The 18,800-nt window shown below is 65.2% G+C and carries 21 protein-coding genes; 6 read left to right on the forward strand and 15 right to left on the reverse strand.

Annotation, left to right across the window (positions count from 1 at the left end):
• Positions 1 to 117: 117 nt before the first annotated feature.
• The 3 genes from AC3WG5_RS13655 to AC3WG5_RS13665 are packed head-to-tail and all read left to right on the forward strand — an operon-like array spanning position 118 to position 2,818.
• Positions 118 to 873, forward strand: a complete 756-nt coding sequence (locus AC3WG5_RS13655; RefSeq protein ID WP_008954875.1) for a (Fe-S)-binding protein — start codon at positions 118 to 120, stop codon at positions 871 to 873.
• The gene (locus AC3WG5_RS13660; protein WP_492569062.1) at positions 870 to 2,252 is read left to right on the forward strand and encodes a lactate utilization protein B; all 1,383 of its coding nucleotides are present in this window, start codon (positions 870 to 872) and stop codon (positions 2,250 to 2,252) included. Before AC3WG5_RS13655 ends, AC3WG5_RS13660 begins: the two co-directional genes overlap by 4 nt.
• Positions 2,249 to 2,818, forward strand: a complete 570-nt coding sequence (locus AC3WG5_RS13665) for a LutC/YkgG family protein (RefSeq protein WP_492569063.1) — start codon at positions 2,249 to 2,251, stop codon at positions 2,816 to 2,818. Before AC3WG5_RS13660 ends, AC3WG5_RS13665 begins: the two co-directional genes overlap by 4 nt.
• A gap of 115 nt (positions 2,819 to 2,933) precedes the next feature.
• On the opposite strand, the gene AC3WG5_RS13670 is transcribed toward AC3WG5_RS13665, so the two are convergent.
• From AC3WG5_RS13670 to AC3WG5_RS13705, 8 genes are all read right to left on the reverse strand, one after another.
• Positions 2,934 to 4,304 carry a DEAD/DEAH box helicase gene (locus tag AC3WG5_RS13670; RefSeq protein WP_492569064.1) on the reverse strand — a complete coding sequence of 457 codons (1,371 nt, stop codon included), beginning with the start codon at positions 4,302 to 4,304 and terminating at the stop codon, positions 2,934 to 2,936.
• Between the two features lie 123 nt (positions 4,305 to 4,427).
• Positions 4,428 to 5,348 carry a CobD/CbiB family protein gene (locus AC3WG5_RS13675; protein WP_008954871.1) on the reverse strand — a complete coding sequence of 307 codons (921 nt, stop codon included), beginning with the start codon at positions 5,346 to 5,348 and terminating at the stop codon, positions 4,428 to 4,430.
• 75 nt (positions 5,349 to 5,423) lie between these two features.
• Positions 5,424 to 5,888, reverse strand: coding sequence for a flagella synthesis protein FlgN (locus AC3WG5_RS13680; RefSeq protein ID WP_492569065.1), 465 nt, complete (start codon positions 5,886 to 5,888; stop codon positions 5,424 to 5,426).
• 26 nt (positions 5,889 to 5,914) lie between these two features.
• Complete coding sequence (flgM, locus tag AC3WG5_RS13685; RefSeq protein WP_008954869.1) at positions 5,915 to 6,208, reverse strand: flagellar biosynthesis anti-sigma factor FlgM; 294 nt, start codon at positions 6,206 to 6,208, stop codon at positions 5,915 to 5,917.
• A gap of 84 nt (positions 6,209 to 6,292) precedes the next feature.
• Entirely contained in the window at positions 6,293 to 6,979 is a 687-nt protein-coding gene (gene flgA, locus AC3WG5_RS13690; protein WP_492569066.1) for a flagellar basal body P-ring formation chaperone FlgA, read from the reverse strand.
• 123 nt (positions 6,980 to 7,102) lie between these two features.
• Positions 7,103 to 8,509 (reverse strand): threonine synthase, encoded by a 1,407-nt coding sequence (gene thrC / locus AC3WG5_RS13695; RefSeq protein ID WP_492569067.1) that lies wholly within the window; start codon positions 8,507 to 8,509, stop codon positions 7,103 to 7,105.
• Between the two features lie 11 nt (positions 8,510 to 8,520).
• Positions 8,521 to 9,831: a homoserine dehydrogenase gene (locus tag AC3WG5_RS13700; protein WP_008954866.1), complete on the reverse strand. Its 1,311-nt coding sequence runs from the start codon at positions 9,829 to 9,831 to the stop codon at positions 8,521 to 8,523.
• A gap of 194 nt (positions 9,832 to 10,025) precedes the next feature.
• The gene (locus tag AC3WG5_RS13705) at positions 10,026 to 11,255 is read right to left on the reverse strand and encodes a pyridoxal phosphate-dependent aminotransferase (RefSeq protein WP_008954865.1); all 1,230 of its coding nucleotides are present in this window, start codon (positions 11,253 to 11,255) and stop codon (positions 10,026 to 10,028) included.
• A gap of 217 nt (positions 11,256 to 11,472) precedes the next feature.
• On the opposite strand from AC3WG5_RS13705, the gene AC3WG5_RS13710 reads away from it, so the two are divergent.
• The gene (locus AC3WG5_RS13710; protein ID WP_008954864.1) at positions 11,473 to 11,838 is read left to right on the forward strand and encodes an Mth938-like domain-containing protein; all 366 of its coding nucleotides are present in this window, start codon (positions 11,473 to 11,475) and stop codon (positions 11,836 to 11,838) included.
• Positions 11,839 to 11,929: 91 nt separating this feature from the next.
• On the opposite strand, the gene AC3WG5_RS13715 is transcribed toward AC3WG5_RS13710, so the two are convergent.
• From AC3WG5_RS13715 to queA, 7 genes are all read right to left on the reverse strand, one after another.
• Positions 11,930 to 12,316, reverse strand: a complete 387-nt coding sequence (locus AC3WG5_RS13715) for a carboxymuconolactone decarboxylase family protein (protein ID WP_492569068.1) — start codon at positions 12,314 to 12,316, stop codon at positions 11,930 to 11,932.
• A gap of 160 nt (positions 12,317 to 12,476) precedes the next feature.
• Positions 12,477 to 14,003: a ubiquinone biosynthesis regulatory protein kinase UbiB gene (gene ubiB, locus AC3WG5_RS13720; RefSeq protein WP_294866905.1), complete on the reverse strand. Its 1,527-nt coding sequence runs from the start codon at positions 14,001 to 14,003 to the stop codon at positions 12,477 to 12,479.
• 15 nt (positions 14,004 to 14,018) lie between these two features.
• Positions 14,019 to 14,597 carry a ubiquinone biosynthesis accessory factor UbiJ gene (locus AC3WG5_RS13725; RefSeq protein WP_492569069.1) on the reverse strand — a complete coding sequence of 193 codons (579 nt, stop codon included), beginning with the start codon at positions 14,595 to 14,597 and terminating at the stop codon, positions 14,019 to 14,021.
• A gap of 99 nt (positions 14,598 to 14,696) precedes the next feature.
• On the reverse strand, positions 14,697 to 15,320 hold the full coding sequence (locus AC3WG5_RS13730) for a LysE family translocator (RefSeq protein WP_492569070.1): 624 nt from the start codon (positions 15,318 to 15,320) through the stop codon (positions 14,697 to 14,699).
• A gap of 5 nt (positions 15,321 to 15,325) precedes the next feature.
• Positions 15,326 to 16,060, reverse strand: coding sequence for a bifunctional demethylmenaquinone methyltransferase/2-methoxy-6-polyprenyl-1,4-benzoquinol methylase UbiE (ubiE, locus tag AC3WG5_RS13735; protein ID WP_482584170.1), 735 nt, complete (start codon positions 16,058 to 16,060; stop codon positions 15,326 to 15,328).
• 2 nt (positions 16,061 to 16,062) lie between these two features.
• A complete protein-coding gene (locus tag AC3WG5_RS13740; protein WP_492569071.1) occupies positions 16,063 to 16,431 on the reverse strand; it encodes a gamma-butyrobetaine hydroxylase family protein in 369 nt (122 codons plus the stop codon).
• 69 nt (positions 16,432 to 16,500) lie between these two features.
• On the reverse strand, positions 16,501 to 17,526 hold the full coding sequence (queA, locus tag AC3WG5_RS13745; RefSeq protein WP_492569072.1) for a tRNA preQ1(34) S-adenosylmethionine ribosyltransferase-isomerase QueA: 1,026 nt from the start codon (positions 17,524 to 17,526) through the stop codon (positions 16,501 to 16,503).
• A 287-nt stretch (positions 17,527 to 17,813) separates the two neighbouring features.
• Between queA and aroQ the strand changes: the two genes are divergently transcribed.
• Both aroQ and accB read left to right on the forward strand, forming a co-directional pair.
• Complete coding sequence (aroQ, locus tag AC3WG5_RS13750) at positions 17,814 to 18,263, forward strand: type II 3-dehydroquinate dehydratase (protein WP_482584168.1); 450 nt, start codon at positions 17,814 to 17,816, stop codon at positions 18,261 to 18,263.
• Between the two features lie 40 nt (positions 18,264 to 18,303).
• On the forward strand, positions 18,304 to 18,759 hold the full coding sequence (accB, locus tag AC3WG5_RS13755) for an acetyl-CoA carboxylase biotin carboxyl carrier protein (protein WP_492569073.1): 456 nt from the start codon (positions 18,304 to 18,306) through the stop codon (positions 18,757 to 18,759).
• Positions 18,760 to 18,800 lie beyond the last annotated feature (41 nt).

Below are 18,800 nucleotides of genomic sequence, written 5' to 3' on the forward strand. Positions count from 1 at the left end.
TCGCCGCAACGGCTTTTTCCGTGCCAAGGGTTACTCCGCATTGGCAAAGCCCTGCCGCGGGGCTTTAATGCAGCATGACACCCCTGCCCGCCGCGGAAAACAACTCGGAAGGTCCCCATGAAAGTCGGCTTGTTCATTCCCTGCTTCGTCAACGAACTGTATCCCCACGTCGCCATGGCCACGCTGGAACTGCTGGAAGGCTACGGCGTAGACGTGGCCTACCCCATGGAACAGTCCTGTTGCGGTCAGCCACTGGCCAATAACGGCGACAGCAGCGGCGCCTGCGAGGCCGCCCTGCGCTTCACCGGTGTGTTCAAGGACTTCGACTACGTGGTGGCGCCCTCCGGCAGCTGCGTCTCGCACGTGACCCACCACTACCCCTGGTACATCGCCGACAACGCCGACTTCCAGCGCCTGCAGCCACGGGTCTTCGAGATTGTCGAATTCCTGCAGGACGTGCTGAAGGTGGAGAAACTGCCCAAGCCGGTGCACTTCCCGCACAAGGTGTCGATCCACCAGAGCTGCCACGGCCTGCGCGAGCTGCACCACGCCAGCCCGAGCGAGCTGATGATCCCCTACCAGTCGCGCCTGGAGCGCATCCTGCAACTGGTGGACGGCATCGAGATCGGCCTGCCGGAACGACGCGACGAGTGCTGCGGTTTCGGCGGCACCTTCAGCGTGGACGAGGCCGACGTCTCGGTGGCGATGGGGCGCGACCGCGTGGCCCAGCACGAGGCCACCGGGGCCGAGTACATCGTCGGCGCCGACCCGTCCTGCCTGATGCACATGGGCGGCATCATCCGCCACAACGGACGCACCATCCGCCCGCTGCACGTGGTGGAAATCCTCACCGGTCGCGGAGGTGCGGCATGAAGGCCGACAACATTCATCACCCGGACGCCGCGCGCGAGTTCCTCGCCGACCGCGCCCGCGCCAGTTGGCACGACCAGGCGATCTGGTTCGTGCGCCAGAAGCGCGACGTCCAGGCCAAACAGCTGCCAGAGTGGGAAGAGCTGCGCAAGTTGGCCGAACAGATCAAGGCGCACACGCTGTCCAAACTCGACGACTACCTGGTCCAGTTCGAGGAGAACGCGCGCCGCAACGGCGTCACCGTGCACTTCGCCGCCGACGCCGCCGAGCACAACCGCATCGTGCACCAGCTCCTGGCCGCACGCCAAGTGAAGAAGCTGGTGAAGTCAAAGTCGATGCTGACCGAGGAATGCGGGCTCAACCCCTACCTGGAGGAGCGCGGCATCGAGGTGATCGACACCGACTTGGGCGAGCGCATCGTGCAACTGCGGCACGAACCGCCGAGCCACATCGTGATGCCGGCGATCCACCTCAAGAAAGAGCAGATTTCCGAGCTGTTTCATGAAGAACTGGGCACCGAGGCCGGCAACAACGACCCAACCTATTTGACCCACGCCGCGCGCGCCAACCTGCGCCAGCACTTCCTGACGGCCGACGCCGGGCTAACCGGGGTCAACTTCGCCGTCGCCGAGACCGGCGGCGTGGTGGTGTGCACCAACGAGGGCAACGCCGACCTCGGCACCGCGCTGCCGCCCCTGCACATCGCCTCGATGGGCATCGAGAAGATCATCCCCAAGCTGGAGCACTTGGGCGTGTTCACCCGGCTGCTGGCACGCTCGGCGATCGGCTCGCCGGTGACCACCTACACCTCGCACTTCCACCGCGCGCGGCCGGGCGGCGAGATGCACATTGTCATCGTCGACAACGGCCGCAGCGACATCCTCGGCAACCCGGACTTCTACGCCAGCTTGCGCTGCATCCGCTGCGGCGCCTGCATGAATACCTGCCCGGTGTACCGGCGCAGCTCCGGCCACAGCTACAGCTACGTCATACCGGGGCCGATCGGCTCGACGCTGGGCCCGAGCCGCGACATCAAGAAGCACGGCAGCATGGCCTTCGCCTGCACCACCTGCGGCTCCTGCTCCAACGTCTGCCCGGTGAAGATCAACCTGCACGAACAGCTCATTCTGCAGCGCAAGCGCGCCTTCGACGCCGGCACCCTGAAGCCGGCCAAGAAGATGGGGCTGCTGGCGATGCGCTTCCTGACCCAGCATCCGGCCTTGATGGACGCCGGCGGCAAGGCGATGCGCAAGGTGGTGCCGATCCTGCCCGCATTCATCAAGGACGGCACGGCGTGGAGCCGGCCGGGACGCGAGCTGCCCGAGATGCCGGAACACAGCTTCAAGGAACTCTACCGCCGCCGCCAGGAGGACAAGCAATGAGCAGCAGCCGCGACGCCATCTTGGCCAAGATCCACCGCAACCGCCCCGGCGGGCCGGCGCTGCCGGACATCCACGCCGTGCCGTTCGTCACCTTCGACGACAAATTCGCTGCCTTCGCCGGGCTGATCCGCAACCTCGGCGGCGAGGCCATCTGGCTGGCCGACGGCCAGAGCGTGGCCGACGCGGTGGCGCAACGTTGGCCGAAGACCGGGCGCACCGTCGACCTGACCACGATGCCGCACGAGGAAGCTTTCACCCCGCACGACTGGCACGACGTCGACGTCGCCATCGTGCCCGGTGAGCTCGCCGTGGCGGAAAACGCCGCGGTGTGGATCAGCCACCCCGACAACATCTTCCGTTCGCTGTATTTCCTGACGGAAAAGCTGGTGATGGTGGTGCCCAAGGACAAGCTGGTCGACACCATGCGCGACGCCTACGGCCAGATCGCCATCCGCGAGCATGGCTTCGGTGCCTTCATCTCCGGCTCGTCGCGCACCGCCGACATCGAGCAGAGCCTGGTGATGGGCGCACACGGCGCCATGGCGGCACTGGTGATCTTCTGCTGACAAGCCGTCCGTTTTCCCTTTTTGGTGTGTTGCTCTGACAGACCCCGCTTGCGGGGTCTCTTTTTTTTGCCGGCAACAAAAAACCCGCCGAAGCGGCGGGGTTGTCCATACGATCTTACTTGTAGCGCGGCGGCAGCAACAGCGCCGGAACCTCGCGCTGGCGCTTGCCTATGCGTGCCTTGAATACCTTGCGCGGTTCGCCGTTGTCCACCGGCTTGCGCAGCGGCTCGGCAACGGGGGCTGCTGCCACCGGGGCACGCGATGCACTGCGGCTGTTGCCGCGCCCGTTCTCCGCCGAGCGGCGCGGCGGCGGCGCGATCTCGTCGGCCGGACGCTCCAGCCACGACGGCCAGAAGCCGGACACCGGCTGCGGCTTCAGCGTCTGCCGCGTCAGCTTCTCGATCGCCTCGAGCTGCTTGCCTTCGTCCTGCCCCATCAGCGAGATGGCCACGCCGGAGGCGCCGGCCCGGCCGGTACGGCCGATACGGTGCACATAGTCTTCCGGCGCGTTGGGCAGCTCGAAGTTGACCACGTAGGGTAGTTCGGAGATATCCAGACCACGCGCCGCCACGTCGGTCGCCACCAGCACCTTGACCTCGCCGTTCTTGAACGCGGTCAGGGTTTCCAGGCGGGCGCCTTGCGCCTTATCGCCGTGGATCGCCTCAGCGGCATGGCCGTCGCGCTTAAGATCGCGCGCCAGCTGGTCGGCGGACAGCTTGGTCTTGCAGAACACGATGACCTGGCCCATCTGGCGCTCGCGGATCAGGTGCGACAGCAGGTAGCGCTTGCGCTGGCTGTCCACCGAGAACACCAGCTGCTCGACCTGGGCGTTGGTCGAATTTTGCCGTGCCACTTCGACGGTCTGCGGGTCGTGCATGAACTCCTCGGCCAGGCGCTTGATCTCCGGCGCGAAGGTGGCGGAGAACAGCAGGGTCTGGCGCGTACGCGGCAGCATGCCGAGAATCTTGCGGATGTCGTTGATGAAGCCCATGTCCAGCATGCGGTCGGCTTCGTCCAGCACCAGCACGTCGACCTTGTTGAGCTGCACCGTCTTCTGGCCGACGTGGTCGAGCAGACGACCCGGCGTGGCGATCAAGATCTCGACGCCGCGACGCAGCTCCTGCGTCTGCAGGTCCATGTTCATGCCGCCAAACACCACGGTGGAGCGCAGCGGCAGGTACTTGGTATAGGCGGCGGCGTTGACCGCGATCTGGTCGGCCAGCTCGCGGGTCGGCGACAGGATCAGCGCGCGCACCGGGTGCATGGCCGGCGAGGCGCTGGTACTGGCAAATTTCTTCAGGCGTTCCAGGATCGGCAGCATGAACGCCGCCGTTTTGCCGGTGCCGGTCTGCGCGGCAGCAAGGAGATCTCGCCCGGACAGCACCAGCGGAATGGCTTTGGCCTGGATCGGCGTGGGTTCGGAATAACCCTGCTCGTCGATGGCGCGGAGAATCTCCGGCGACAGCCCAAGCTCGGCAAATGACATGAACAATACTCCTGCGGTAAAGCCTGAGACGGCCGGCCGGCGGTCGGCTGTCTCGAAACGGATGTTGGTTTCAGTAACAAATAAAAAGGCCGACGCCGCCCGAAGGCGGCGCCAGCCGGTCGATCAGCTCAGTTGGGCGGCAACGCTGATCAACAGGATCACGAACAGCCAGAGCAAGGCGGAGCGCCACACCAGCCCCACCGCGCTCTTCAGGTAGTCGGGATCGGACTCCTCGCCCAGCCCCAGCTCCGGACGGAACTTGATGGTGTAGTCCTGCCGTACCGGGTCACCCAGCTTGACGCCTAGCGCACCGGCCGCCGACGCGAGCAGGATGCCGTGCGCGTAGTGGCCCCAGGTACGAGCCTGCGAGCGCCAGCAATAGAGCGCGTCCTCGAAGTCGCCCATGATGGCGAAGCTGATCGCCGTCAGGCGCACCGGAATCCAGTCCAGCCAGCTCATGGCCCGCGCGGCGAAGCGGCCGAACAGATCGTCGCCCGAACTGCGCTCGCCCCACTTCTGCGACAGGATGTAGCTCAGCCGATACAGCACGGCCCCCGCCGGACCGGGCAGGATCAGGAACCAGAACATGGTGCCGAACACGTGGCGGTAACTGTCCACCACGCCCTGCTCGATCGACAGCCGGGAAATCTCGTTGACCGACAGTTCCGCCGTCGGCTGGCCGGTCCAGTGTGCCAGCGTCTGGCGCGCATCGAAATCGCGCCCTTCAGTCAAGGCCACGGAAATCTCGGAGAACGAACTGGAGAAATGGCGGAACCCCATGGTGAGATACAGCACCAGGACGTTCCACGCCAGCCCCAATACCGGGCTCACCGCCGCCAGCAGGTAGTAGCCGCCAAGGGCGATCAGCAACGGCGGCAGCATCGCCGCCAGCCAGGCCATCACGCCATGCCGGTTGTAGCCGGCGTTCAGGTTGCGCTCCAGGTGATTGGCGTAGCGGGTGAACAGCAGCCAGACCCGGTTGCGGTTACCCAGCGGGCGAAGTTGCTCGAGTGCGAGTGCGAAGATCAGGGATAGCAGGGTCATGGCTTATGGTCTTGAGGTGGTCTCTGGCCCAGACGCACGATACCACAAAGGCATCGTCGCGCCCACCCGACCCGCTCAGGCCGAGCCGAGATGACGGCCGCCGCCGGACAGGGTGGGCGGGGCCCCGTCCTTGCCGTAGCCGAGCGTGGAGATAGCGGCTTGGCGCAAAACCTCGAGCGTTTCCTCGGTCAGGGCGAGATGGCGCTGTACCAGCTCGCCGTTGAGGCGGTTGATCGCCTGCACCTGCTTGAGGGCCGCGTCGAGCTCGGCCCAGGCGCGGCGGGCCGCATTCTTGTCAGCAAGCCAGGCGTGCACCCGTTCGACATCGACCAGGTCGAGCGACAGCATCAGTGCGGCACGCCGCCGAGACGACTCGGCCAGCCGCTCCAGCAGACGCCCCTTCTCCTCGGCCAGGGGCTCGAGCGCGGCCACCTCGTTGCGCACCAGCACCGCCTGCTCGCGTTGCATCAGTTCCGCCAACGCCTTGAGCTGGGTGGTTTCCTCCTGGCACAAGGCGGTAAAGGTTTCGGCTTGCGGCATGGTTCAGTCGGAAAGGTTGGCGGGGCTCAACGGGACAGCAGGTCCTGCGCCGAGGCGATGAGCTGGTCGGCGATCTTGTCCGGGTTGATCTGGAACGAGCCGGAGGCGATGGCCTGCTTGATGGCGTCGACCTTGGCGGCATCGAAAGCCGGGGCGTTGGCCACCTCGCGCTCGACGGCCCCGATCTTGGGGTTGATCGCGACGTTATCGGACGCCGAAGCGGAAGCGCTGTCCGAGGTGCTGGGGGTGCTCTCCCGTCGCACGGGCTTGCTCTGGGCGCCGTACGCTCCAAGGGCCTTGCTCGTGTTGTCGATTTTCATGGCTAACGTCCTTCCACGAGAGAGTTTGGGGATTTGTACTTATTATCGACTGGAACAACACAATCTTGAGGATTTTATTTTTGCTCAGTACGACACCAGCACGCTGCCGTCGGCCCGGGCCACGCCGCTGACCTCGCGGCCACTGGCCATCCTCACCCGCACCGACTCGCCGACAGCGGCATTGCCTCGCGCCGTGCCTTCGGCCGTCGCGACAAAACCGTCGCCCTGCGCCATCACCTTCACGCGCTGATTGGTCCGGATCACGTCCGGCTGCTGCAGCATGAAACTGCGCAGCCAGGCACCGGCCGGCACGCTGCTCCTCATGCTCTGGCCGATCGCCTGGTCGAGCCGGTTGAGCACGTTGCGGCTGAGCGCCGGCGAGGTCATTTCCGCCAGCCTGACGTCGTCCGGGGCCAGCAGCTCTCCGGCCTTGAGCGGACGGGTCGCCACCACGCCCATTCTCTTTTCGGCAATCGTCACCGGCAGCCGCAACGACCAGCCTGCCGCCGGGCAGGACAGGTCGAGCGAGGAGTTGCCACTGGGCACGGCCCCTGCCGACCAACTCACCTGGGGCTGCTCGCAGGCGGGCAACGCCAGATGCGGATCGAGCCGGCCGAGCGTGAAGGTCGCCGGCCGAAAGCGCAGCTCCTGCTCGACGAAGCGGCGCGCAGCCTGCTCCAGTGCCGCCAGATTCTGCGTGGCGGCCAAGAGCTCGAGCGGGTGGAGCAGGAGGCCCAGCAGGAGCGACAAGGCGATAAGGCGTTTTTGCATGTGCCTCATTCTACCCGAGAAATCGTCGGGTGGAGGGCGCGGCAGCGGATGAGAAATAACACAGGCGGAAACGACAAAGGCCCCTCACGGGGCCTCTGTCGAGTCATCGGGTCATGCCGGCTCTCAGGCCAGTGCGGCTTCGATGAAGCCTTTCACCGCAGCGGCGTCGGCGTCGAACACGGTGACACGCTGCGGCAGGTTCTCGATGCCGTCGAAACCGGCCGGGCGCGGCGGGTCACGGTCCAGCGCCTCGCGGATGGTGTCGGCAAACTTGGCCGGCAGAGCGGTTTCCAGGCAGACCACGGTCTCGCCCGGCCGGCGCACGTCGCGCGCCACCTTGATGCCGTCGGCGGTGTGGGTATCCACCACCACGCCGTCTTCACGATCGACCAGACAAATCGTTGCCAGACGGTCGGCATGGGTGCTCTTGCCGGAGACAAAGCCGAAACGCTCGCGCACCGCGGCCAGCTCGGACGACAGGTCGAAGCCCTCGCCCGAATCCACCTTGGCCCACAGCTCGCGCACCTTGGCCGCGTCGCGGCCGACCAGGTCGAACACGAAGCGCTCGAAGTTGGACGCCTTGGAGATGTCCATCGACGGGCTGGAGGTGACCCAGGTGTTGGCGGTGCCGCGCGGACGGTAGATGCCGGTACGGAAGAACTCGTCGAGCACGTCGTTCTCGTTGGTGGCAACGATCAGGCGCTCGACCGGCAGGCCCATCTGGCGGGCGATGTGGCCGGCGCAGACGTTGCCGAAGTTGCCGGACGGCACACAGAAGCTGACCTGCTCGTCGTTGCTGGCGGTGGCGTTGAAGTAGCCCTTGAAGTAGTACACCACCTGCGCCACCACGCGCGCCCAGTTGATCGAGTTGACGGTGCCGACCTTGTGACGCGCCTTGAAGGCGTGGTCGTTCTGCACCGCCTTCACGATGTCCTGGCAATCGTCGAACATGCCGCGGATGGCGATGTTGTGGATGTTCTGGTCCTGCAGGCTGTACATCTGCGCGCGCTGGAACGGACTCATCAGGCCGTCCGGGCTCAGCATGAAGACGTTAATGCCGGCCTTGCCGCGCATCGCGTATTCGGCCGCCGAGCCGGTGTCGCCGGAGGTGGCGCCGACGATGTTGAGCTCTTCGCCCTTCTTGGCCAGCACGTACTCGAACAGGTTGCCGAGGAACTGCATCGCCATGTCCTTGAACGCCAGCGTGGGACCGTTGGACAGTTCCAGGATGACCAGGCCGTCCTTGAGGCGCTTGACCGGGGTGATCTCGGCCGAGCCGTACACTTCGGCGGTGTAGGTGCGGTCGAGCATATCCTTGAGGTCGGCCTCGGGGATATCTGTGGCGAACAGGCGGATCACCTCGAACGCCAGCTCGGCGTAGGAGAGGCCGCGCCAGGCATCGAGCTGTTCACGGCTGATCTGCGGGTAATGCTCCGGCAGCGCGAGACCGCCATCCGGGGCCAGGCCCATCAGGATGGTGTCGGAGAATTCCAGCGGCTGCATGCCGCCGCGGGTGCTGATGTAATGCATAGGGGTTCCGTTCAGCCGTTGAGTTCTTCCATGCGCAGACGCACCACCTTGCCTGCCACGCTATCCAGCGCCTCGATGGAGGCAATGGCACGGTTGACCTGTTTCTCCTGCACGCGGTGAGTCAGGATCACCACTTCGGCGGAGCCGTCGGCATCCGCGCCCTTCTGGATCAGTGCCTCGATCGAGATGCCGTTGTCGGCCAGGAGGCGGGTGATCTCGGCCAGCACGCCGGTACGGTCGGCCGCGGCGATGCGCAGGTAGTAGGAGCTGTGAATCTCGTCGATCGGCAGGATCGGGGTGTCCTGCAGGCGGTCCGGCTGGAACGCCAGGTGCGGCACGCGGTGCTCGGGATCGGCGGTCAGCAGACGGGCCACGTCGACGATGTCGGCCACCACGGCGGACGCGGTCGGCAGCGCGCCGGCGCCGGCGCCGTAGTACAGCGTCGGGCCGATGGCGTCGCCCTTGGCCATCACCGCGTTCATCACGCCGTTGACGTTGGCGATCAGGCGGTCTTCCGGGATCAGCGTCGGGTGCACGCGCAGCTCGATGCCGGCGTCGGTGCGGCGGGTCAGGCCCAGCAGCTTGACGCGGTAGCCCAGTTCCTCGGCGTACTTGATGTCGCGGCCGTCGAGCTGGCTGATGCCTTCCAGATAGCACTTGTCGAACTGCATCGGGATGCCGAAGGCGATCGATGCCATGATGGTGAGCTTGTGGCCGGCGTCGTGGCCCTCGATGTCGAAGGTCGGGTCGGCTTCGGCATAGCCCAGGCGCTGGGCCTCGGCCAGCACGTCGGCGAAGCTCGAGCCCTTGTCGCGCATTTCGGTCAGGATGAAGTTGGAGGTGCCGTTGATGATGCCGGCGATCCACTCGATGCGGTTGGCCGAAAGACCTTCGCGCAGCGCCTTGATGATCGGGATGCCGCCGGCCACGGCGGCTTCGAACGCTACCATCACGCCCTTTTCCTGGGCTCGGGCGAAGATTTCGTTGCCGTGCACGGCCAGCAGTTTCTTGTTGGCGGTGACCACGTGCTTGCCGTTCTCGATGGCCTTGAGCACCAGCTCCTTGGCGATGGTGTCACCGCCGATCAGCTCGACCACGATGTCGACGTCGGGGTGGTTGACGATCTGCATGGCGTCGTCGACCACCGGCACGTCCGGACCGACCACTTCACGCGCGCGTTCCAGCTCGCGGTTGGCGGCCATGAACAGGCGAATCTCGCGACCGGCGCGGCGGCTGATCTCTTCGGCGTTGCGTTTGAGTACGGTGGCGGTACCGCCACCGACTGTCCCTACTCCCATCAGACCAATGTTGATCGGCTGCATGGCATCTCCTGATATTGAATGGTGTCAGATTTTTTATGTGTCCCCGGCTCAAGGCCTACCGGCAAGGGCGTAACGCGCTTGCCGCTGGGTCCTGCGCCGATAAAAAAAGGGAGCCTGCCGGCCCCCTGCTTTACTGCCGTACTGCGCGGTCCATTGTGCCACGATCGTGGCCGTTGTAACGCTAAAACTTGAGCCTAGTCGGTGCCGTGACGCTTGCGGTAGTTTTCGAGGAAGCGGGCGATGCGGCCGATGGCCTCGATCAGGTCGTCGCTGTTGGGCAGGAACACCACGCGGAAATGGTCCGGGGCGATCCAGTTGAACCCGGAGCCCTGCACCAGCAGCACCTTTTCTTCCTGCAACAGTTCGAGGATGAACTGCTGGTCGTCGCTGATCGGGTAGATCTTGGGGTCGAGGCGCGGGAACAGGTAGAGCGCCCCCTGCGGCTTGACGCAGCTGACGCCGGGGATGGCGGTCAGCAGTTCGTGCGCCAGATCGCGCTGGCGCGCCAGCCGCCCGCCCGGGGCCACCAAGTCGTTGATGCTCTGGTAGCCGCCCAGCGCGGTCTGGATGGCGAACTGCGCCGGCACGTTGGCGCACAGCCGCATCGAGGCCAGCATGTTGAGGCCTTCGATGTAATCGCGGGCGTGCTTCTTCTCGCCCGACAGCACCATCCAGCCGGCACGGTAGCCGCAGGCGCGGTAGTTCTTGGACAGGCCGTTGAGCGTGACGCACAGCACGTCCGGCGCAAGGCTGGCGATCGAGGTGTGCTGTACCTCGTCGTACAGCACCTTGTCGTAGATTTCGTCGGCGTAGATGATCAGCTGGTGCTGGCGCGCCAGCTCGACGATTTCGGCCAGCAGCTCGGGCGGGTAGACCGCGCCGGTCGGGTTGTTGGGGTTGATGACGACGATGGCGCGGGTGTTGGCGTTGATCTTGGCGCGGATGTCCTCGATGTCGGGGAACCAGCCGGCTTGCTCGTCGCACACGTAATGCACCGCCTTGCCGCCGGCCAGGCTGACCGCAGCGGTCCACAGCGGGTAGTCGGGCGCCGGCACCAGCACTTCGTCGCCAGTGTCGAGCAGCGCCTGCATCACCATCACGATCAGCTCGGATGCGCCGTTGCCGATGTAGATGTCTTCCATCGCCACGTTCGGCAGCTGCTTCTGCTGGGCGTAGTGCATGATCGCCTTGCGCGCGGCGAACAGGCCCTTGGAGTCGGAATAGCCCGAGGCGTCCGGCAGGTTGGCGATCACATCCTCGATGATCTCGTCCGGAGCGAAGAAGCCGAACGGCGCCGGGTTGCCGATGTTGAGCTTGATGATGCGGTGGCCTTCGTCTTCCATTTTCTTGGCGTGCTCGAGGACCGGTCCGCGGATGTCGTAACAGACGTTGGCGAGTTTTTGTGATTTGTGTACAGGCTGCATGGCAGTGTCGTTTACCGTGGCATTCCGCCCGCCGGAACCCTTGGCCCGTTTGCGGCGACGCGGTGAGTGTTCGTTCAAGATTCATCCCCTGGGTGCGGCAAACACGACGGCACCGGCGCGATACCGGCGGTCGTCCTTGGCGGCGGGTCAAGGTATAATCCTATCCCAATACGTGGTGCACTGCACTAGCAGCAAAACCCCGCCCAGGAAGCTCTCCATGAAACTGCATCAAGCCAGCGGCCAAGGCCGCAACCTGTTCACCGGCTACGGCGAAGGCCATGTCCTGATCAACCAGGTCCGCCACGACGGCAACCTCGTCGTCACCCCGGACGAGGTGCTGCCGTGGGCGCCGGCCAGCTTCGAGGAACTGGCGAGCGAGCATTTTGCCCTGCTGCTCGACCTCACGCCGGAGGTAGTGTTGTTCGGCAGCGGCGCGCGCCTGCGTTTCCCCCACCCGCGCCTGACCGCGGTCCTGACCAACGCCGGCATCGGGGTCGAGGTGATGGACACCCAAGCCGCCTGCCGCACCTACAACATTCTGCTGGCGGAAGACCGCCGCGTGATCGTCGCGCTGTTCAGCTGACGCACACCCCGCTCCGCAACACGGCAAAACGCCGCTCCCCGTCTAAAGGAGCGGCGTTTGCCATGGGGTCATCCGGCGGTGGCCGGCGCGGTCACAGCACAGCAGCCTCCCGCTCCCGCTCCGGCTGCGCGGCGCGTTGCCCGCCGAACGACTCGTAGGCCATCAGCGCCTCGGCCGCCGTCATCAGCGACGGTCCCCCTCCCATGTACACCGCCACCTGCAGCATTTCCAGAAACTCGCCACGGCTGCAGCCCAGCTCGACCAGTGCCTTGGCGTGAAAAGCCAGGCAGCCCTGGCAGCGGCTGGCGATGCCGATCGCCAGCGCGATCAGCTCCTTGTTCTTGTTGGACAGCGCGCCATCGTTATGCGCGGCGCGACTCATCTGGCCGAAGCCCTTCATGGTTTCCGGGATTTCGCGGCGCAGTTCCGCCACCTTGCTGCCGATGGCCGAAGCCAGTTCCTGGTAATTGTGACTCATGATCCATCCATTCGTTTAAGTAAATTACATTATATAATTTACTTAAACGAATGACGAAAAACAAGTCCTTCGGCCAACCTACCAACGGCAGGCGGCAGAAGGACCGTTCAAACAGGGTCAGGCCATCAAGAATCGATTCCCCACCTTGAAGGCATCAGGCTCACAGAAAATTGCGCAGCAACAGCGCCCCCAGCAGCAGCGCGATCAGCGCCAGCCGGAAATTCTGCTTTTTCTGCTCGCGCATCAGGTGCATGTAACCCTCGATCAGCAGTTCGCCACGGCTGGCCGAGAGCGCCTCGTTGAGGCGGCGCGGCAGCGTCGGCAGCGTGGTGGCCCACTGCGGCGCCTCGTGGCGCAGCGTCTTGATCAGACCACGCCAGCCGATCTGCTCGTTCATCCACTTGGTGAGGAAAGGCTTGGCGGTGTCCCACAGGTCGAGGTGAGGGTCGAGCTGGCGCCCCAGCCCTTCGATGTTGAGCAGCGTCTTCTGCAGCAGCACCAGCTGCGGCTGGATCTCGACGTTGAAGCGGCGGCTGGTCTCGAACAGGCGCAACAACACCAGACCGAACGAAATCTCGGACAGCGGCTTCTCGAAGATCGGTTCGCACACGGTGCGTACTGCCGCCTCCAGTTCCTCGGCGCGGGTGTCTTTCGGCACCCAGCCCGACTCGATGTGGGCGGTGGCGACACGGTGGTAGTCGCGGTTGAAGAAGGCGAGGAAGTTGACCGCCAGGTAGTGCTTGTCGACGTCGGTGAGCGAGCCGACGATGCCGAAGTCGAGCGCGATGTAGCGCCCGTCCGGCGCCACGAAGATGTTGCCCGGGTGCATGTCGGCGTGGAAGAAGCCGTGGCGGAACACCTGGGTGAAGAAGATTTCGACGCCGAAACGGGACAGCTTCTTGAGATCGATGCCCTGCTCGCGCAGGCGCTCGATCTGCGAGATCGGCGTGCCGTGCATCCACTCCAGCGTCAGCACCTCGCGCGTGGTGTAGTCGTAGAACACCTCGGGCACGATCAACTGGTCGGAACCGGTGAAGTTGCGGCGCAGCTGCGAGGCGTTGGCGGCCTCGTGCATCATGTCGAGCTCGTCGTGCAGGTACTTGTCGAACTCGCCGACCACCTCGCGCGGCTTGAGACGCTTGCCGTCGACGAAGAAGCGCTCGACCCAGCCCGCCAGCGTGCGCATCAACGCCAGGTCCTGCTCGATCACCGGCTGGATGCCGGGGCGCAGCACCTTGACCGCCACTTCCCTGCCCTTGCTGCCATCCGGTAGCTTCAGCCAGGCCTTGTGCACCTGTGCCACCGAGGCGCTGGCCACCGGCACGTCGTTGAAGTCGGCGTACAGGCTGTCGACTGTGCGGCCGAAGCTCTGCTCGATGACCTGGCGCGCCAAGGCACCGTCGAACGGTGGCACCTTGTCCTGCAATCGCGCCAGCTCGTCGGCGTAGTCCGGCGGCAACAGGTCGCGCCGGGTGGACAGCACCTGGCCGAACTTGACGAAGATCGGCCCCAGGCTCTCCAGCGCCTCGCGCACGCGTTGCGGCAGCGGTGCCGAGGTGTCGCGCCGCAGCGGGCAGAAGCGGAACAGGGTATGGACGAAACCGAGCCGGGAATGGCCCTCGAAGAAGTCGTCGAGGCCGTAACGGTAGAAGGTGGAAACGATCTTGATGAAACGCGAAATCCGCATGATCGGCAGGGAGCCTTATGAATTCTTGGGGTTAACGGCGGCTTCCAGCGCCGCCAGGCGCTTCTCCAGCCGCGCGGCGTCGTCGCGCAGCGTGTCGACGGCGTGGACGAAGGTATCGACCTGAGGTTTCTTGGCCAGCAGCGGCGCTTCCTCGCGCAGGTGCTCGATCCAGTTTTCCGCCAGGCGCCAGGCGATCTCGCCCTTGACGCCCAGCATGCCGCGCGCCAGCTTTTCCAGGCGGCTGGCGGCGACGTCGCCGACCACGCGCGACAGGTCTTCGGCGGCGTCCCACTTGAGCCCGCCGACCAGCCGTGCCACCGCGCTGGCGAGGTCGGTGTCGCCCTCCAGCGTGACGTCGGCCAGATCCGGCTGGCGACCGCTGAGCGTCGCCAGCGCCACGCTGTGCTTGAGGCGGATGACCGCCTCCGGCTCGCCTTCGCAGGCGGCGAGCCAGCCGTCCTCGGTGAACACGCCGCTCACCGCCAGCGGCGGCAGCTGGATGGACACGCGCCGGCCGGAGAAGCGGGCGAGTTCGTCGCGCACCGCCGGGTGCTGGTTCAACACATGGTTGAAGGCGGCAATCTGGAGCTTCATCTCACTATCCTTGTATTTACACCGCGACGCCGGCCAGGCTCCGGCGCTTGGACACGACAGCCCCGCGACATCGCCGGACGACGCTGGGGCCGGCCGGACTCAGGCTTTCAGCCGGGCGAACAACAGGTTCACCCCCAGCGCCATGAACAACCCGCCACAGACCCGGTCGAGCCAGCGCGATACGCCACTGCGCCGCAGCCACGCCCCCAGGCGCGCCGCCAGCAGTGCCAGGCCGCAGCACCACACCAGCCCGGTGACCACGAAGGCGAGGCCCAGGATCACGAACGACGCGGCACCGGCGCCCGGCTTGACGAACTGCGGCAGGAAGGCGAGGAAGAACAGCGCCACCTTGGGGTTGAACAAGTTGGTCAGGCAGGCCTCGCGCAGCACGCGCCAGCCGTCGGCCGCGGCGGGCGCCGGCAGCGCGGCGACACCGCCGCCGCTCTTCAGCATCTTCAGCCCCAGCCACATCAGGTACGCCGCCCCCAGCAGTTTCACCAGCAGGAAGGCCGTGGCCGAGGTCGCCAGGATCGCCGACAGCCCGAACGCCGCCAGCAGCGTGTGACCCACGCTCCCCAGGCCGATGCCCAGCGCCGACAGCAGCCCGGCCGCCCGGCCCTGCGCGGTACTGCGCCCGAGGATGTAGAAGGTGTCCGGCCCCGGCGTGACGTTGAGCAGAAAACCGGCTGCGACGAACGCCCACAGGTTGGTAATGCCGTCCATGGCGCTCAGAACTTGTAGCCCTTGTGCAAGGCGACCACGCCGGCCGACAGGTTGTGGTAGTCGACCTTGCCGAAACCGGCATCGAGCATCATCTGCTTCAGGGTTTCCTGGTCCGGATGCATGCGGATCGACTCGGCCAGGTACTGGTAGCTCTCGGCATCGTTGGCGACGAGCTTGCCCATGATCGGCAGCGCCTTGAACGAGTACAGGTCGTAGAACGGCGATAGAGGCTTCCACACCTTGGAGAACTCCAGCACCAAGAGCTTGCCGCCCGGTTTCAGCACGCGGTGCATCTCCTTCAGCGCCGCATCCTTGTGCGTCATGTTGCGCAGACCGAAGGCAACCGACACCAGGTTGAAGTAGTTGTCCGGGAACGGCAGCTTCTCGCCGTCGGCCAATGACACCGGCAGCACGATGCCCTCGTCGAGCAGGCGGTCGCGCCCCACCGTCAGCATCGAGCTGTTGATATCGGTCAGCCACACCTCGCCGGTCTTGCCGACGCGCTGGTACCAGCCGCGCGACAGGTCGCCGGTACCGCCGGCGATGTCCAGCACCTTGTCGCCCGGCTTGACGCCGGCGGTATTCAGGGTGAAGTGCTTCCACACCCGGTGCAGCCCGCCGGACATCAGGTCGTTCATCACGTCGTACTTCTTGGCCACCGAGTGGAACACCTCGGCCACTTTGCCGGCCTTCTCGCTCTCGTCGACCGTCTTGAAACCGAAATGCGTCTGCTTGTCCATGCTTACTCCCTGCTCGCGCCAGCGGCGGCGAGTCGATCAAGATAATCCTGCCAGTACTGGTCGTGCTTGACGCCCAGCTCGTATAAATAGGCCCAGCTGTAGAGCCCGCTGTCGTGACCGTCGTCGAACACGATCTTCAGCGCGTAGTGGCCGACCGGCTCCAGCGCGGTGATCGCCACGTGACGCTTGCCGACCTGCAGCACCTCGTTGCCGACGCCGTGGCCGCGCACCTCGGCCGACGGCGAATGGACGCGCAGGTACTCGCACGGCAGCTCGAAGCGGGCGCCGTCGTCGAAGGTGATCTCCAGCCGTTTCGACTGGGTGTGCAGTTTGATTTCCGTCGGAAGCGGCGTCGAGTGCGCTGCGGCCATGCTGTACTCCATCGTGCAAAAATGGGCCTCAAGGTTGGCCGAAGCGTCTTCGGCCAACCTTGATCCGGGTCAGTCGGCTTGCTTCTCCAGCAGCATGGCATCGCCATAGCTGAAGAAACGGTAATGGTGTTCCACCGCGTGGCGGTAGGCGTTGCGGATGGGCTCCACCCCGGCGAAGGCCGACACCAGCATCAACAGCGTCGACTTGGGCAGGTGGAAGTTGGTGAGAAGGCGATCCACCACCCGGAAGCGGTAGCCCGGGGTAATGAAGATGTCGGTCTCACCGCGCCCGGCCACCAGCGCCCCGCCCTGCGCCGCCGATTCCAGCGCGCGCATGCTGGTGGTGCCTACCGCCAGCACCTTGCGTCCGGCAGCGTGCGCCGCGGCGATGGCGTCCACGGTGGCCGGCGGAATCTCGTAGATTTCGCTGTGCATCTTGTGCTCGGCGATGTTCTCGACCCGCACCGGCTGGAAGGTGCCGGCACCGACGTGCAGCGTCACGTAGGCCAGGATCACGCCCTTGGCCCGCAACGCGTCCAGCATCGCCTCGGTAAAGTGCAGGCCGGCGGTCGGCGCCGCGACCGCCCCGCGCTCGCGGGCGTAAACGGTCTGATAGCGGCTGTCGTCGTCGCTGTCGGTATCGCGCTCGATATAAGGAGGCAACGGCAGCTTGCCCGAAGCCTCGAGGATGTCGAACACGTTCTCGGCGTCGAGAAAGCGCAGCTTGAACAGCGCATCGTCGCGCTCCACCATTTCGGCCTGCCAACGGCCGGCAAAGGTGATCCTGCTGCCCGGCTTCGGCGACTTGCTGGCGCGCACGTGCGCCCACACCGTGTGCTCGTCGAGCACCCGTTCGACCAGCGCCTCGACCTTGCCGCCGGACGCCTTCTCGCCGAACAACCGCGCCTTGATCACCCGGGTATCGTTGAACACCATCACGTCACCCGGCTGGATACGCTCCAGCACCGCGCCGAACGACAGGTCGGCGAGCGCCATGCCATCCACGTGCAGCAGGCGGCTGGCACCGCGGTGCTCGGGGGGATGCTGGGCAATCAGTTCGTCGGGCAGGTGGTAATCGAAATCGGATAACTGCATAAGCTCGTTCGCGCGGGTAAACCACCCAATTATACCCTCCATCGCCCCCCGCTGGCAGCGGTCAGAAGACGCGAACCGCCGACCGCGTCGCTACCGCCTCGTGATGCGGCTGGACATTCCGCCACAGGCGACTACAATTGACCGGTTATCGCCAGCCATACCCACCCACGCGGCATTTTCCCCACACTCCCGCCGCTATCACACACGAGTTAAAAACTGCAAAAGCTGGACATCTTGCAGCGAATTACGGCAAACTCGCGCCCATGATGAAGAACGGGACGTAAGTCTTGACCCTAAAGATCCTTGTTTTGCACGGCCCCAACCTGAACCTGCTAGGGGTTCGGGAGCCCGCACATTACGGCCGCGAAACGCTCGACGCCATCAACCAACGCCTGAGCGAACAAGCCCAGGCCGCCGGTTTTGCGCTGGAAGCGCTGCAAAGCAATGCCGAGCACGTGTTGATCGAACGCGTGCACCAGACCCTGCACGACGGCACCGCGTTCATTCTGATTAATCCCGCCGCGTTCACGCACACCAGCGTGGCCTTGCGGGACGCGCTGGCCGGCGTCAAAGTCCCTTTCATCGAAATCCACCTATCCAACGTCCACGCCCGCGAACCTTTCCGCCAGCACTCGTATTTTTCCGATCTGGCGGTCGGCGTCATCTGCGGGCTGGGTGCACACGGCTACGAACTGGCCCTGGCGCATGCTGTGAAGCAGCTTGTCGCCCGGAACTGAGTTCCTGCCCCAAACAGAACATCCCATTCGAAGGATCGCCATGGACCTGCGCAAACTGAAAAAACTGATCGATCTCGTCGAGGAATCCGGCATTGCCGAGCTCGAAGTGACCGAAGGCGAAGAAAAAGTCCGCATCACCCGCGTATCGGCCAATGCCAACATCACCTACGCCCAGCCGATGCACGCCATTCAGATGCCGGCAGCGGCGCCGGTCGCGGCGGCTGCCGCTGTGGTCGACGCGGCGCCGGCCGCCATCGACAGCAAGAACGCACTGAAGTCGCCGATGGTCGGCACCTTCTACCGCTCGCCGAGCCCGGGCACCAAGGCTTTCGTCGAAGTCGGCCAGAGCGTCAGCGCCGGCGACACCCTGTGCATCATCGAAGCCATGAAGCTGATGAACGAGATCGAAGCCGACCGCTCCGGCGTGATCAAGGCCATCCTGGCCGAAGACGGTCAGCCGGTCGAATACGGCGAGCCGCTGTTCATCATCGAGTAAGTCCCAATATCGAGGAACGTGAAATGGGAAAAGTGATCGGC

The organism is Pseudogulbenkiania sp. FW507-F1 (assembly GCF_058781125.1).